This is a genomic window from Actinoplanes solisilvae (assembly GCF_003999975.1).
Classification (GTDB): Bacteria; Actinomycetota; Actinomycetes; order Mycobacteriales; family Micromonosporaceae; genus Actinoplanes; species Actinoplanes solisilvae.
In genome coordinates, this window is record NZ_RJAC01000013.1 from 115,708 (window position 1) to 130,539 (window position 14,832).

Here is a 14,832-nt window from a genome sequence, read left to right on the forward strand (position 1 = left end):
CCGATCGTCAACCCCCAGGTCCGGCGGCGTGCCGCCGCTGGCTGTGACCTCGTCACGATTCTCGGCAGGCATTCGGGCCCGATCTTGGCGAGTGCCGTCGATGGTGCTGGCGCAGTCGTCGCGGAGTGGGCGTGAGGTGGAGCGGGGCTGCGTCGACGTTGCCTGACGCTTACGATCGGGCAATGATTGAACGCGTTCAAGTTATGGCGGCGGAGCCCTCGGGGCGACCGACTCAAGCGGGTGATTCCGGATTCGTCGCGCTGATCGCCGTGCTGCTCTTCTTCATCGGCGGATTCATGCTGTTCCCTGCGCTCATCCCGCTGCTCGTCGCCGGGGCGAAATCTCGGCGAACTGAGACCTGGGTAGCGTTCGGCCTGGTCGTGCTCGCGGTCTCAGCCCTCGTCGCTGCCTATTTCTTAGCGTTCGTCGCGGCTCACCCTTGATCCGCGTTGTCAGAACGGCAACGGCACGGCGTGCCCGCCCTTGCGTGACCGCAGGGCGACCGTGAAAGTGCGGGCTTCTCGGCCCCGTCTCGCGGGCGGGCCGGGTCAGACGCCGGCCTTGCGGGCGGCGGCGATCAGGTTTTCGGCGGCGAGGCGGAGGCCTTCGATCTGGTCGAGTTCGGTGTCCTCGTGTTCGATGTTGACGGCCATGTCGGGGTCGATCTCGTGCAGGGCCTGCAGGAACGGGGCCCAGAAGTCTTCGCCGTGGCCGCGGCCGACGGCGACGAACTGCCACGCGGGCTGCGACGGCCACTGGTTGAGGGTGTTGTTGCCGCCCAGGTTGAGCGGGTTCTGGTCGGACGGCGTGCGGGTGAAGCGGTCGTCGAGCACGCCGAAACGGGTGGCGTTCTCGGCGTTGATGCGGGTGTCCTTGGCGGCGGCGTGGAAGACGCGGTCGCCGAGGTATTTCGTGGCGGCGACCGGGTCCATGCCCTGCCAGAAGAGGTGGCTCGGGTCCATCTCGGCGCCGACGTGGGTGGCGCCGGTCTGCTCGATCAGGCGCAGCAGCGTGGGCGGGTTGAAGACGAGATTGTGCGGGTGCATCTCGATGCAGACCTTCACGTCGGCGTCGGCGGCGCGCGCCTGGATGTCGCGCCAGAACGGGACGGCGACCTCGTTCCACTGGTAGTCGAGGATGTCGAGCCATTGGCTGTCCCACGGGTTGACCACCCAGTTGGCCGCCGTCGAGCCCGGGTGGGCGCCGGGCAGGCCGGACATGGTGACCACGCGCCGCACCCCGAGCAGCGCGGCCAGTTCGATGCTGCGGCGCAGGTCGTCGGCGTGTCTCGGGCCGACCAGCGGGTCGGGACTGAGCGGGTTGCCGTTGCAGTTCAGGCCGGTGAGCGTGATGCCGGCCTGGGCGTAGCGGCCCAGATAGTCTTCCCGGGCGCCGGCGCCGGCGAGCAGGTCGTCGATGGGGATGTGGGGCGCGGCGATGAAGCCACCGGTGTTGATCTCGGCGCTGGTGAGGCCGAGCTCGCCGAGGATTTTCAAGGTCTCGTCGAGGGAGCGGTCGTGCAGGCAGGCGGTGTAGGCACCGAGTTTCACAGCGTTGCTCCTTGCTGGTTGGAGGCGGCGGCGACGACCGCTTCGAGGACGCGCAGGTTGTGCAGGCCGTGGGCCAGGTCGGGGCACGGCGGCAGGCCCTTGAGCCCGGCGATCTGGTCGAGGAAGGCGCGGGCCTGGTAGACGAAGAAGTCGTTCTGCCCGTGCCCGACCGTGGGGAAGTCCATCGGCAGACCGCGGGCCACGTACGGATGCCAGGGGCCGATGTAGACCGTGCGGGCGCCGTTGACCGCGACGTCGGGGCCACCGTCGATGATGCTGAACTCGCCGGGCCGGGTGAGGTCGAACGAGGCCGTGCCGTTCTCGCAGAACAGGTCGACCCGCAGCGTGTTGGCGTGGCCGAACGCGACGCGGGACAACGAGAACGTGCCCACGGCGCCGCTGGCGTAGGTGGTCGTGAAGGTGCAGACGTCCTCGTTCTCCACGGGGACGCGCTCGTCGCTGACCTGGACCCCGCCGGCGTGACCGACGGCGACGCCGAGCGGCCTGGGCCGTTCCTTGACGAGCGTGGCCAGGGTCGTGCCCCGCACGGCGGAGGTGGGACCGCAGAAGAACTCGCCGAGGTCGGTCATGTGGCTGCCGATGTCGGCCAGCACCCCGGAGCCGGGGCCGCCCTGGTAGCGCCAGCTCATCGGGCGCTGGGGGTCGAAACCGTAGTCGCACCAGTAGTTGCCGACGACGTGGCGCACCGGGCCGAGCGAGCCCTCGACCTGTTCCTTGAGCGCGTTGAGCGCGGGGGAGCGGCGGAAGGTGAAGCCGACCGCGGCGATCTGACCGGGAGCGGCGGCGGCCGCGGCGGCCATCGCCTCGCCGTCGGCGACGCTCGGGGCCAGCGGCTTTTCGCAGAGCACGTGCTTGCCGGCGGCCAGGGCGGCCTCGGTGACCTCGCGGTGCAGGCTGTTGGCGACCGCGACGCTGACCGCGTCGACGTCGGGCGCCTCGACGACGGCCCGCCAGTCGGTCTCGGCGCGCTCGTAGCCGTAGCGCGCGGCGGCGTCGGCCGCGAAGGGCTCGTGCAGGTCGGCGATGGCGACCAGGCGGGGAGCGGGCTGGTCGAGACCGAAGACCGTGGCGGCCTGGCGGTAGGCGTTCGCGTGGGCGCGGCCGACCATGCCGGCGCCGATCACGGCGACTCCGAGTGTCATGCGAGACCTCTCTTTAAAGCGCTTTAAGACCTCTGTACTATCGACCTCGATCTCGCAGGGTGTCAATGCCTTCACGGAGAGTGATAAGTGGATCAACGACCGCGCTTGTCAGACGTGGCCGCCCGCGTCGGTGTCTCGCCGGCGTCGGTCTCGCTCGTGCTGCGCGGCGCGCCCGGCCCGAGCGCCGACACCCGTGAGCGGGTGCTCGCCGCCGCCGCCGAGCTGGGCTATCGCGCCGACCGCACGGCCAGCCTGCTCGCCCGGCGCCGCCGCCACCTGCTCGGTGTCCTGCTCGATGTGCGCAACCCCTTCCACGCCGAGCTGGTCGAAGAGATCCAGGTCCAGGCCGACCAGGCGGGGTACGAGGTCGTCCTGTCCACCCTCACGCGCACGCGGGGCGAGGCGAACGCGATCGAGACCCTGCTCGACTTCCGCTGCGAGGCGCTGATCCTGCTCGGCCCCGACACCTCCGACGACGACCTCGGCGCCCTCGCCGCCCAGGTGCCGTGCGTCGTGGTCGGCCGCATGGTCCGCGGCGTCGACGTCGACGTGGTGCGCCCGGCCGACGACGTGGGTGTGGACGCGGCCCTCGACCACCTGATCGGTCTCGGACACACCCGCATCGCCTTCGTCGACGGGGGTCGTGGCGCGGTGGCCGCCGCCCGTCGCCGCGGCTACCGGCGGGCGATGCGCCGCGCGGGCCTGCACGCTGAGGTTCTGCCCGGCGATCACACCGAGGAGGGCGGCATCCGCGCCGGCCGCCTGCTGGCCCGGGCGGAAAACAGGCCGACCGCCGTCGTCGCCTCCAACGACCGCCTGGCCGTCGGCCTCATGGACGCCTTCGTCCGCGCCGGTGTCGACGTGCCCGGCCAGGTCTCGGTCGTCGGCTACGACGACAGCACCCTGGCCCGCCTGGCCCACATCGACCTGACCTCGGTCAACCAAGACGCCCCGGCTCAGGCCCGCGAGGCCGTCGACGCCGCCGTCTCCCGCCTCGACGGCGAGCGCACCACCGCCACCGAGCTGGTGCTCGTCCCCCACCTGGTCGTGCGCGGCAGCAGCGGTCCGGTAGATTTGACCGGGCAAGGCGCTGATGGGGACGAGTAAGGCCGCACGCAGCCACGAGAGACCCGGGGATGGTGGAAGCCCGGGGGCGTGCGCGGTCCGAAGATCACCCCGGAGCTGTCGGAGGAAAGGCCACGGCCGAGTAGAACCGACTGCGACCTCAGATGAGTGGGCCGTGGCGTGCCGCGGTCAAAGAGGGTGGTACCGCGGGGCATCGCCTCGTCCCTCTGTCGACAGCCGTCCGACGGAGGAGCACGCCTTGTATCGCCAGGTGCCCGCGCAGGTTGATCTGCCCGCGCTCGACCACGACGTCCTGCGGTTCTGGCAGGAGAAGAAGATCTTCGCGCGCAGCCTCGAGCAGTCCGTGGGCCGCCCGGAATGGGTGTTCTACGAGGGCCCGCCGACCGCGAACGGCATGCCCGGCGCCCACCACATCGAGGCGCGCGTCTTCAAGGACGTCTTCCCGCGCTACCGCACGATGAAGGGCTACCACGTCGCCCGCAAGGCCGGCTGGGACTGCCACGGTCTGCCGGTCGAGCTCGCCGTCGAGAAAGAGCTCGGCTTCAGCGGCAAGAAAGACATCGAGGCGTACGGGATCGCCGCGTTCAACGATCGCTGCCGGGCCTCGGTCACCCGCCATACCGACGCGTTCGCCGATCTCACCGAGCGCATGGGCTACTGGGTCGACATGGCCGACGCCTACCGCACGATGGACCCCGACTACATCGAGTCCGTCTGGTGGTCGCTGAAGCAGATCTTCGACAAGGGCCTGCTCGTCGAAGACTTCCGGGTCGCCCCGTGGTGCCCGCGCGACCAGACCACGCTCTCCGACCACGAGCTCGCCCAGGGTTACGAGACCGACGTCGACCCGGCCGTCTACGTGCGTTTCCCGCTCACCTCGGGCCCGCTGGCCGGCCGCGTGTCGCTGCTGGTCTGGACGACCACGCCGTGGACCCTGGTCTCCAACACCGCCGTCGCGGTCAACCCCGACGTGACGTACGTGGTGGCCACCGACGGAACCGAGGAACTGCTGGTCGCCGAGCCGCTGATGGAGCAGGTGCTGGGCGAGGGCTGGCGCGCGACCGGCGAGCGGTTCGAGGGCAAGCAGCTCGAGCGCTGGACCTACCGCCCGCCGTTCGACCTGGTCGAGGTGCCCGAAGCGCACATCGTCATCCTCGCCGGCTACGTCACCACCGACAGCGGCACCGGCCTCGTGCACCAGTCGCCCGCGTTCGGCGCCGACGACCTCGCCGCCACCCGCTCCTACGGCCTCCCGATGGTCAACCCCGTGCTGCGCGACGGCACCTTCGAGCCCCAGATCCCGATCGTCGGCGGCCTCTTCTTCCGTACGGCCAACGAGCCGCTGGTCGAGGAGCTTCGGCGCACCGGCCTGCTGTTCCGCCTCGACCCCTACGAGCACCAATATCCGCACTGCTGGCGCTGCCACACCGCGCTGATCTACTACGCCCAGCCGTCCTGGTACGTGCGCACCACGGCCGTACGCGATCAGATGCTGCGCGAGAACGAGAAGACGACCTGGCAGCCGGCGACGGTCAAGCACGGCCGCTATGGCGACTGGCTGACCAACAATGTCGACTGGGCGCTGTCGCGCAACCGCTACTGGGGCACCCCGCTGCCCATCTGGCGCTGCGCCGAGGGCCACCTGACCTGCATCGGCTCGCTGGCCGAGCTGGGCGACCTCGCCGGGCGCGACCTGTCCGAGCTCGACCCGCACCGGCCCTACATCGACGACGTCACGTTCGACTGCCCGCAGTGCGCGCAGACCGCGACCCGGGTCCCCGAGGTCATCGACGCCTGGTACGACTCGGGCTCCATGCCGTTCGCCCAGTTCGGATACCCGTACAAGAACAAGGAGCTTTTCGAGCAGCGCTTCCCGGCGCAGTTCATCTCCGAGGCGATCGACCAGACCCGCGGCTGGTTCTACACGCTGATGGCGGTCAGCACGCTGGTGTTCGACCGCTCCTCCTACGAGACCGTCGTCTGCCTCGGCCACATCCTCGCCGAGGACGGCCGCAAGATGTCCAAGCATCTCGGCAACATCCTCGAGCCGATCCCGCTGATGGACACACACGGCGCCGACGCGGTCCGCTGGTTCATGGCCTGCACCGGTTCGCCCTGGTCGGCGCGTCGGGTCGGGCACACCACGCTGCAAGAGGTCGTCCGCAAGACGCTGCTGACCTACTGGAACACGGTCGCCTTCCAGGCCCTGTACGGCCGCACGGCGAACTGGACTCCGTCGGCCGAGGACCCGGCCCCGGCCGACCGTCCGCTGCTCGACCGCTGGGTGCTGTCCGAGCTCAACGAGCTGATCCGCAAGGTCGACGCATCGCTGGCGACGTTCGACACCCAAGAGACGGGACGGCTTCTCGCCGCGTTCGTCGACGACCTCTCCAACTGGTACGTCCGTCGCAGCCGCCGCCGTTTCTGGCGCGGCGACCGGGCCGCGCTGGCCACCCTGCACGAGGCCCTGCGCACGGTCACGCTGCTCATGGCCCCGCTGACCCCGTTCGTCACCGAGCGCGTCTGGACCGACCTGGTCGTCGCCGTCGACCCGTCCGAGCCCGAGTCGGTGCACCTGGCCGTGTTCCCCGAGCCCGACGAGTCGCTGATCGACCCCGCGCTGTCCACCCAGATGGGGCTGGTCCGCCGCCTGGTCGAGCTCGGCCGCGCCGCCCGCGCCGAGTCGGGCATGAAGGTCCGCCAGCCGCTGTCGCGCGCCCTGGCCTCGGCGTCCGGCTTCGGCGAGCTGCCCGCCGGCCTGCTCGCCGAGATCGCCGCCGAGCTCAACGTCGGCGAGGTCGCCCCGGTCGCCGGTTCCTTCGTCGACACGACCGCCAAGGCCAATTTCCGTACGCTCGGCAAGCGCTTCGGCAAGAAGGTGCAGGTCGTCGCCCAGGCCATCGCCGCCACCGACGCCGCCGAACTGAAGGACGCCCTTCGTTCGTCCGGTGCGGCGTCGCTCGAGGTCGACGGCGAGCTGATCACTCTCGGTCCCGACGAGGTCGTCATCACCGAGACGCCGCGCGCCGGCTGGGCCGTGGCCTCCGACTCGGGCGCGACGGTGGCGCTCGACCTGTCGCTCACCCCCGAGCTGCGCCGCTCCGGCGTGGCCCGCGACGCCGTGCGCCAGATCCAGGAGGCCCGCAAGACCAGCGGCCTGGAGGTCTCCGACCGCATCGACCTGCGCTGGTCGGCCACCGACGAGACCGCCCAGGCCCTGACCGAACATGCCGCCCTGGTCGCCGACGAGGTCCTGGCCACCTCCTACGAGCCCGGCGCCCCGACCTGGCCCGACGCCAACGAGTTCACCGACGACTCGATCGGCCTGACCTTCTGGCTGCGCAAGGCCTGATCGGGGTCGCCCGCCCCGCGCGGTGTCGCTCGGCTGATCCGTCAGCAGGCCGGTTACTGACGGATCAGCCGCAGCGGAGCAGGCCGGCTCGCTGTTTGGTTTCGAGGACGTGGCGGGCGGCGTCGTCCACGCGGGCGCGGAATGTCTGGTCGGATTCGGCCTTGGCGATCAGGGCGCCGGCCATCGGGGCGGCGTCGGACGGGACGATCGTGAGGACCAGGTCGCCGCCGGCGGTGATGAAGCGTACGGCTCGCTGGGCCGGGGTGAAGCCGGTGACCGCGCGGGCCGCGCCCAGGTCGTCGGAGATCACGAGGCCCTTGAAGCCGAGCTTCTCGCGGAGCAGGCCGGTGATGATCGGCTTGGAGAAGGTGGCGATGTTGGTGGCGTCGAGCTTCGGGTACGACGCGGACGAGATCATGACGCTGGCCGAGCCCGCGTCGATGCCGGCCTTGAACGGGGTCAGGTAGGGATCGGCCGCGGTGGCCGTGGTGTCGGTCGCGCCGGTCGACGTGTCGGTGTTGACCCGCACCCGGCCCAGGCCGGGGAAGTGCTTCAGCACGGTCAGCACCCCGGCGCCCTGCGAGGCCGGGACCACCGTACGGATGGCCGTCGCGACCTTGGCCGGGTCGGAGCCGAACTCCCGCCGGAAGGCCCCGATCGGCGGGTTCTTCGTGCCGATGCTGGTCGGCACCGTGTCGGCCACCGGGGCCAGGTTGATGTTCACGCCGATCGCGGCGAGGCGGCGGGCGCTGTCGGTGGTGGTGGCGCGCAACGTCGCCGGCGATCCGCTGCCCAGTTTGAGCGCCGACGGCAGCCGCGGGAAGTCGGGGCCCTTGAGGGTCTGCACGCTGCCGCCCTCCTGGTCGAGGGCGACCAGCATCGGCAGCTCGGAGCGTTTCTGCAGCGCGGCGATGTTCGACTTCAGCGCGGCGGCGCCGCGGGTGCTGCGGCCGCGCAGGAAGAAGCTGCCGACCCGATAGCGGGTGAGGGTGTCGGCGACGCCGCTGGGCGCGTCGACCGAGACGCCGACCATGAGGAGCTGCCCGACCCGCTCGGTCAGGTTGAGCCCGTCCAGCGTGGCGGTGACGCAGTCCGGCGGAGTGGACGGCGCGGCCGACGACGGCGAGGGGGCGGAGGAAGGCGCGACCGAGGAGGGCGCGGCGACCGGCGGCGCGGCCGGGGGCGTCCGGTCGGTGGAGCAGGCGGCCAACGTCATGACGACCGCGGTGGCGGCCAGGCTTCGCTTCATCGGCGCCCACGCTAGCCAATCGACGCGCGACCACGCGTGCGTTGGTCGTGCGGGTTGTGTGGACGTTCCGTGAAGGCGAAATGCGATCAGGTGCGCAGCCCCTCGAAGGCGAGGGTGGTCACCGCGTCAGCGATCGCCTCGGCGCCACCGGGGCGGGGGCGATACCACTCCGTCAGCGAGTTGACCATGCCCAGGAGCAGGCGCGCCGCCGTCGGGGGATCAACGTCGGGGCGTACGCCGCCCTCGGCCTGGGCCTGCTTGACGAGCTCGGTGACCATGCCGTCGAACTCGCGCCGCCGTTCCAGGGCGTGCTGCTCGACCGCCGTGTTGCCGCGCACCCGCAGCAGCACGCACACGTATTCGAACCGTTCGGAGAGCACCAGCACGCTGCGACGGATCAGCTGTTCGAGCCTTTCCAGGGCGGGCACGTCGAGTGCACGCACCTCGTCGGCCGCCTCGAACAGGCCGTCGAGGGCGCGGTCCATCACCATCTGCAGCATTTGTTCCTTGCTGCTGATGTGGTGGTAGACGCTCGATTTGGCGATGCCCAGCTCGACCGCGATGTCGATCATGCCGGTGTAGTCGTAGCCGCGCTCGGTGAACAGCTTCGCGGCGGCGGCCAGCACGGCATCCTGGTCATGGCCGGGCCGTCCTCGTCGACGGGGCTCCGAAGGTGCCATTGTCGCTCCCGGGGTTGATTACCGACCGACCGGACGGTAGATAATGATGGCACGCGAGCGCAAGGGAGCGCAGGAATGACCACCCCCGCCGGGTTCTACGAGACGCATGCCGAGTTGCTGGCCCAGGCCGTCCGGGCGACCACCGTCCGCGACTACTGGTCGGCCTTCCCCGAGTCGCCCAGCAAGTCGGTCTACGGCGAGACGGCCGCCCCCGAGGGTGCGGCCGCGTTCCAGGCCCTGCTCGGCAAGCCTTTCCCCATCGACGTGCCGGGCGCCACCGGCGTCGTGTCGACCGAGCGTTCGCCGTGGGGCCTCGAGCTCGGCCTGAGCTACCCCAAGGCCGACCCGTTGGCCCTGGTCGCCGCCGCCCGGGCCGCCACCCCGGCCTGGCGCGCCGTCGGGCCCGAGGGCCGCGCCGGCGTCGCCGCCGAGATCATCAAGCGGATCAACGCGCGCAGCTTCGAGCTGGCCCACGCCGTTCAGCACACGACCGGCCAGGCCTTCGTCATGGCCTTCCAGGCCGGCGGCCCGCACGCGCAAGACCGCGCCCTCGAGGCCGTCGCCTACGCCCTGTCGGCCACCACGCGCATCCCGGCCACGACCGAGTGGAGCAAGCCGCAGCGCGGCGGCGACCCGCTGCGCCTCAGCAAGACCAGCACGGTTGTCGGCCGCGGCGTCAGCCTCGTCATCGGCTGCACCACGTTCCCCACCTGGAACAGCTACCCCGGCCTGTTCGCCAGCCTGGTCACCGGCAACCCGGTCATCGTCAAGCCGCACCCGGGCGCCGTGCTGCCGCTGGCGATCACCGTGCAGATCTGCCGCGAGGTGCTCGCCGAGGCCGGTCAGAGCCCCGACCTGGTCACCCTGGCCGTCGAAGAGCCGGGCGACGGCATCGCGGCCACCCTGGCCACCCACCCCGACGTCCGCATCGTCGACTTCACCGGTTCCAGCGAGTTCGGCAACTGGCTCGAGGCCAACGCCCGCCAGGCCGTCGTCTACACCGAGAAGGCCGGTCTCAACACGGTCGTCGTCGACTCCACCGACGACTACAAGGGCCTGCTGCGCAACCTGTCCTTCTCGCTCTCGCTCTACAGCGGGCAGATGTGCACCACCCCGCAGAACATCCTGGTCCCCCAGTCCGGCATCGAGACCGACGCCGGCCACCGCAGCGTCGACGAGTTCGGGGCCGACCTGGCCGCCGCTCTCGACAAGCTGCTCGGCGACCCGGCGCGCGCGGCCGGCACGCTCGGCGCGATCGTCAACGACGGCGTCCTGTCCCGCGTGACCGAGGCCGACAGCGCGTCCAGCGTCATCCGCTCGACGGCCGCGGTCACCGACGAGCAGAATCCCGGCGCCACCATCCGTACGCCCGTGGTCGTTCGCCTCGACGCGGCCGACGAGAAGGCCTACACGAGGGAGTGGTTCGGGCCGGTCTCGTTCGTCATCGCCACCGAGTCGACCGAACACAGCCTTCGCGTCCTGACCGAGACCGTCCGAGCCCATGGCGCGCTCACCGCCCTGGTCCACTCGACCGACGCCGAGGTGCTCGCCGCCGCGCGGGAAGCGGCCCTCGACGCCGGTGTGCACCTCGCCGAAAACCTGACCGGCGGCGTGTTCGTCAACCAGACCGCCGCGTTCAGCGACCTGCACGGCGCCGGCGCCAACCCGGCCGCCACCGCCTCGCTGTCCGACGACCACTTCGTCACCGGCCGGTTCTTCACCCTCCAGTCCCGTCACCACGTCTGAGCAGCGGAGGCATCTTCATGGCTGAGGCCTACCTCGTCGGCGGCGTCCGCACCCCCCAGGGCAAGTACGGCGGCTCGCTCGCCGGCGTGCGCCCCGACGACCTCGCCGGTCTCGTCGTCCGCGAGGCGGTCGCCCGGGCCGGCATCCCCGCCGAGGCGATCGACGAGGTCGTGCTCGGCGCGGCCAACCAGGCGGGCGAGGACAATCGCAACGTCGCCCGCATGGCTGTACTCCTGGCCGGGCTGCCCGACACGGTCCCGGGTTACACGGTCAACCGTCTCTGCGCGAGCGGCCTGACCGCGATCGTCTCGGCGGCCAACCAGATCCGGGCCGGCGAGGCCGACCTGATCGTGGCCGGTGGTGTCGAGTCGATGACCCGCGCCCCCTGGGTCATGCAGAAACCGGGCACCCCGTGGGCGCGTCCCGGCGAGGTCGTCGACACGTCGCTGGGCTGGCGCTTCACCAACCCGCTGTTCAAGGCGCACGACAAGCAGGCCGGCACCGGTCCGGAAGATCGGCGCGTCACGCTCAGCATGGGCGAGACGGCCGAGGAGGTCGCCGCCCTCGACGGCATCACCCGCGCCGAGAGCGACGCGTTCGCCCTGCGCAGCCACGAGCGGGCGATCGCCGCGATCGACGGCGGCCGTTTCAACGGCGAGATCGTCGCGGTGGGCGACATGACCACCGACGAGATCCCGCGCCGCGGGTCCACTCTCGAGAAGCTCGGCTCCCTGCGCCCGGTCTTCCGGCCCGGTGGGGTCGTCACGGCCGCGTCGTCGTCGCCGCTCAGCGACGGTGCCGCCGCGCTCGTCGTGGCCAGCAAAGAGGCGGTCGAGCGGTACGGTCTGACCCCGCGCGCCCGCATCGTCACGGGCGCCAGCGCCGGGGTCGCACCGCAGCTCATGGGCCTGGGCCCGGTCCCCGCCACCGAGAAGGCCCTTGCTCGCGCCGGGTGGGGCGTGGGCGACCTCGACGCCGTCGAGCTGAACGAGGCGTTCGCGGTGCAGTCCCTGGCCGTGATCCGGCGGCTCAAGCTCGACGACGAGAAGGTCAACGCCGACGGCGGCGCGATCGCCCTCGGCCACCCGCTGGGCTGCTCGGGTGCGCGTCTGACGGTCACACTGCTGGGGCGCATGGAGCGCGAGAACGCCCGCCGCGCCCTCGCGACCCTGTGCGTCGGCGTCGGCCAGGGCGTCGCGATGCTGGTGGAGCGGCCGTGAGCACTCTCGCCGTCGAGGAGCTCGACGATCGGGTCGTGGTGACGCTGCGCCGCCCGCGGGCGCGCAACGCCATCAACGCGGCGATGATCGCCGAGCTGCACGACGTCTGCGCGTCCCTTGAGGAACGACCCCGGCTGCTGCTGATCACCGGCGACGGCGGCACGTTCGCGGCCGGCGCCGACATCGGCGAACTTCGCGAACGCGGCCGTGAGCAGGCGTTGCAGGGCATCAACAGCCGCCTCTTCGACCGCGTCGCCAAGCTGCCGATGCCGACCGTGGCCGCGGTCGACGGCTATGCGCTGGGCGGCGGCGCCGAGTTGGCCTACGCCTGCGACGTTCGCCTGGCCACGCCCACGGCCGTCTTCGGCAACCCGGAACCGGGCCTCGGCATCCTCGCGGCGGCCGGCGCCTGCTGGCGGCTGCGCGAACTGGTCGGGGCCTCGATCGCCAAGCAGGTGCTGCTGGCCGGCACTCGGCTCGACGCCGACGCCGCGCTGCGGTTCGGGCTGGTCGCCGAGGTCGTCCCGGCCGGCGAGCTGCTCAAGCGGGCCCACACGCTGCTCGACCGCATGGCCCGCTCGGGCAGCCTCGCCCTGCGCTTGACCAAGCTGGTCGCCGACGGTGGCGGGCACCCGCTCACCGACGACCTGGCTCAAGCGATCCTGTTCGAGTCCGAGGAAAAACGCGTACGCATGGACGCCTTTCTTGCCGGGGGCCGGTCGTGATCGCGGTCGTCCCCAAGCGCGTCGCCGTCATCGGGGGCGGGCGCATGGGAGCGGGCATCGCCCAGGTCTTCGCCGTGGCCGGCTCGGTGGTCTGCCTGGTCGAACGCGACCCGGCCACCGCCACGGCCGCCCGTGACCGGGTCGCGATGGGCCTGCTGCGCGCGGCCGAGAAGGGCGCGCTCACCGAACCCACCGACGGCGTGCTCGAACGGCTGCTGCTGGTCGACGACATCGCCGGGCTGAGCCCCGACACCGATCTCGTGGTCGAGGCCGTCCCCGAGGACGCGGCACTCAAGATCCGTGTGCTCGCCGCCGCTGAGGAGATCGTCGGCGACAACGCGGTGCTGGCCAGCAACACCAGCTCCCTGTCGATCGCCGGTCTGGCCGAGGGGCTGCGCCACCCGGCCCGATTCCTCGGCATGCACTTCTTCAACCCCGTGCCGGCCAGCAAACTCGTCGAGATCGTGACCGGCCCCGAGACCGGAGACGGCCCTCGGGAGAGTGCCCGGTCGTGGGTCGCCGGGCTGGGCAAGACCGAGATCGTCGTACGGGACTCGCCCGGCTTCGCGACGAGCCGGCTCGGGGTGCTGCTCGGCCTCGAGGCGATCCGCATGCTCGAGGAGGGCGTTGCCGACCCGGCCGCCATCGACCGGGCCATGGAACTCGGCTACCGCCACCCGATGGGCCCGCTGCGCTCCACCGACCTGGTCGGCCTCGACGTGCGCTTGGCCATCGCCGAGCACCTGCACCGCGAGCTCGGCGAACGGTTCGCCCCGCCCCGGCTGCTGCGCGACAAGGTGGCCCGCGGCGAACTCGGCCGCAAGACCGGGCAGGGATTCTTCGAATGGAAGGCGTCATGAGCGAACAGACGTTCACCGCGACGATCGAGAAGGATCAGCGGATCGAGCCGCGCGACTGGATGCCCGACGGCTACCGCAAGACGATGATCCGGCAGATCGCGCAGCACGCGCACTCCGAGATCATCGGCATGCAGCCCGAGGGCGCCTGGATCACCCGGGCGCCGTCGCTGCGCCGCAAGGCGATCCTGCTGGCCAAGGTGCAGGACGAGGCGGGTCACGGGCTCTACCTCTACTCGGCGGCCGAGACGCTCGGCGCCGACCGAGGGGATCTGACCCGCCGCCTCATCGAGGGCCGCCAGAAGTACTCGTCGATCTTCAACTATCCGACGCTGAGCTTCGCCGACGTCGGGGTGATCGGCTGGCTCGTCGACGGCGCCGCGATCTGCAACCAGGTGCCTCTGTGCCGCAGCTCCTACGGGCCGTACGCCCGGGCGATGATCCGCATCTGCAAGGAGGAGTCGTTCCATCAGCGGCAGGGCTACGAGCTGCTGATGACGATGATGCGCGGCACCGAGGCCCAGCGCGAGATGGTGCAGGACGCGGTGAACCGCTGGTGGTGGCCGTCCCTGATGATGTTCGGCCCGCCCGACGCGGAATCGCCGAACACGGCCCAGTCGATGGCCTGGAAGATCAAGCGGCACACCAACGACGAGCTGCGGCAACGCTTCGTCGACATGAGCGTGCCGCAGGCCGAGGCGCTCGGCGTCACGCTGCCCGACCCCGACCTGCGCTGGAACGACGACCGCGGTCACCACGACTTCGGCGCGATCGACTGGTCCGAGCTCAAGCGGGTGATCTCCGGCGACGGCCCGATGAACACCGAGCGGATCGCCAACCGGCGCCGGGCCGATGAGGAAGGCGCGTGGGTCCGCGAAGCAGCGGCGGCCCACGCCGGAAAGAGGGCGGCGACATGATCCAGCACGAATGGCCCCTGTACGAAGTGTTCGTGCGGGCCAAGCGCGGCCTCAACCACGTGCACGTCGGCTCGCTGCGGGCGGCCGACCACGAGATGGCGCTGCACCATGCCCGCGATCTCTACACGCGTCGCAACGAGGGCGTCAGCATCTGGGTGGTGCGCTCCGACGACGTGGTGGCGTCCGGCCCCGACGACAAGGACGCGTTCTTCGCGCCCAGCGGTGACAAGGTCTACCGGCACCCGACGCACTACTCCATTCCCGACTCGGTTCCGCACATCTGAGGC

General features: G+C 71.2%; 13 protein-coding genes. 9 read left to right on the top strand and 4 right to left on the bottom strand.

Annotated features, from left to right (window positions below):
• Window positions 1–182 precede the first annotated feature (182 nt).
• Window positions 183–443, top strand: a complete 261-nt coding sequence (locus EER30_RS28350) for a hypothetical protein (protein WP_127503667.1) — start codon at window positions 183–185, stop codon at window positions 441–443.
• A 105-nt stretch (window positions 444–548) separates the two neighbouring features.
• On the opposite strand, the gene EER30_RS28355 is transcribed toward EER30_RS28350, so the two are convergent.
• Both EER30_RS28355 and EER30_RS28360 read right to left on the bottom strand, forming a co-directional pair.
• The gene (locus tag EER30_RS28355) at window positions 549–1,550 is read right to left on the bottom strand and encodes a sugar phosphate isomerase/epimerase family protein (RefSeq protein ID WP_127503668.1); all 1,002 of its coding nucleotides are present in this window, start codon (window positions 1,548–1,550) and stop codon (window positions 549–551) included.
• Window positions 1,547–2,713 carry a Gfo/Idh/MocA family protein gene (locus EER30_RS28360; RefSeq protein ID WP_127503669.1) on the bottom strand — a complete coding sequence of 389 codons (1,167 nt, stop codon included), beginning with the start codon at window positions 2,711–2,713 and terminating at the stop codon, window positions 1,547–1,549. Before EER30_RS28360 ends, EER30_RS28355 begins: the two co-directional genes overlap by 4 nt.
• 87 nt (window positions 2,714–2,800) lie before the next feature.
• Here EER30_RS28360 and EER30_RS28365 point away from each other — a divergent pair, with 87 nt between their 5' ends.
• Together EER30_RS28365 and ileS are read left to right on the top strand one after the other, a co-directional pair.
• Window positions 2,801–3,820, top strand: coding sequence for a LacI family DNA-binding transcriptional regulator (locus tag EER30_RS28365; RefSeq protein ID WP_127503670.1), 1,020 nt, complete (start codon window positions 2,801–2,803; stop codon window positions 3,818–3,820).
• Between the two features lie 217 nt (window positions 3,821–4,037).
• Window positions 4,038–7,151 (top strand): isoleucine--tRNA ligase, encoded by a 3,114-nt coding sequence (gene ileS / locus EER30_RS28370; RefSeq protein ID WP_127503671.1) that lies wholly within the window; start codon window positions 4,038–4,040, stop codon window positions 7,149–7,151.
• Between the two features lie 64 nt (window positions 7,152–7,215).
• Here the strand turns inward: ileS and EER30_RS28375 are convergent, their stop codons facing one another.
• Together EER30_RS28375 and EER30_RS28380 are read right to left on the bottom strand one after the other, a co-directional pair.
• Window positions 7,216–8,400, bottom strand: a complete 1,185-nt coding sequence (locus EER30_RS28375; RefSeq protein ID WP_127503672.1) for a glycoside hydrolase family 3 N-terminal domain-containing protein — start codon at window positions 8,398–8,400, stop codon at window positions 7,216–7,218.
• 86 nt (window positions 8,401–8,486) lie between these two features.
• Window positions 8,487–9,080: a TetR/AcrR family transcriptional regulator gene (locus EER30_RS28380; protein ID WP_127503673.1), complete on the bottom strand. Its 594-nt coding sequence runs from the start codon at window positions 9,078–9,080 to the stop codon at window positions 8,487–8,489.
• A gap of 75 nt (window positions 9,081–9,155) precedes the next feature.
• Here EER30_RS28380 and paaN point away from each other — a divergent pair, with 75 nt between their 5' ends.
• From paaN to paaB, 6 genes are read left to right on the top strand one after another with little or no spacing between them, the layout of a single operon-like run.
• Entirely contained in the window at window positions 9,156–10,826 is a 1,671-nt protein-coding gene (paaN, locus tag EER30_RS28385) for a phenylacetic acid degradation protein PaaN (protein WP_127503674.1), read from the top strand.
• A 17-nt stretch (window positions 10,827–10,843) separates the two neighbouring features.
• Entirely contained in the window at window positions 10,844–12,046 is a 1,203-nt protein-coding gene (locus EER30_RS28390) for a thiolase family protein (protein WP_127503675.1), read from the top strand.
• Window positions 12,043–12,771, top strand: a complete 729-nt coding sequence (locus tag EER30_RS28395; RefSeq protein WP_205650455.1) for an enoyl-CoA hydratase/isomerase family protein — start codon at window positions 12,043–12,045, stop codon at window positions 12,769–12,771. The genes EER30_RS28390 and EER30_RS28395 overlap by 4 nt, the downstream gene beginning before the upstream one ends.
• The gene (locus EER30_RS28400) at window positions 12,768–13,631 is read left to right on the top strand and encodes a 3-hydroxyacyl-CoA dehydrogenase family protein (protein ID WP_127503677.1); all 864 of its coding nucleotides are present in this window, start codon (window positions 12,768–12,770) and stop codon (window positions 13,629–13,631) included. Before EER30_RS28395 ends, EER30_RS28400 begins: the two co-directional genes overlap by 4 nt.
• The gene (paaA, locus tag EER30_RS28405) at window positions 13,616–14,545 is read left to right on the top strand and encodes a 1,2-phenylacetyl-CoA epoxidase subunit PaaA (protein WP_127503678.1); all 930 of its coding nucleotides are present in this window, start codon (window positions 13,616–13,618) and stop codon (window positions 14,543–14,545) included. The genes EER30_RS28400 and paaA overlap by 16 nt, the downstream gene beginning before the upstream one ends.
• Window positions 14,542–14,829, top strand: a complete 288-nt coding sequence (gene paaB, locus EER30_RS28410; RefSeq protein ID WP_127503679.1) for a 1,2-phenylacetyl-CoA epoxidase subunit PaaB — start codon at window positions 14,542–14,544, stop codon at window positions 14,827–14,829. The genes paaA and paaB overlap by 4 nt, the downstream gene beginning before the upstream one ends.
• Window positions 14,830–14,832 lie beyond the last annotated feature (3 nt).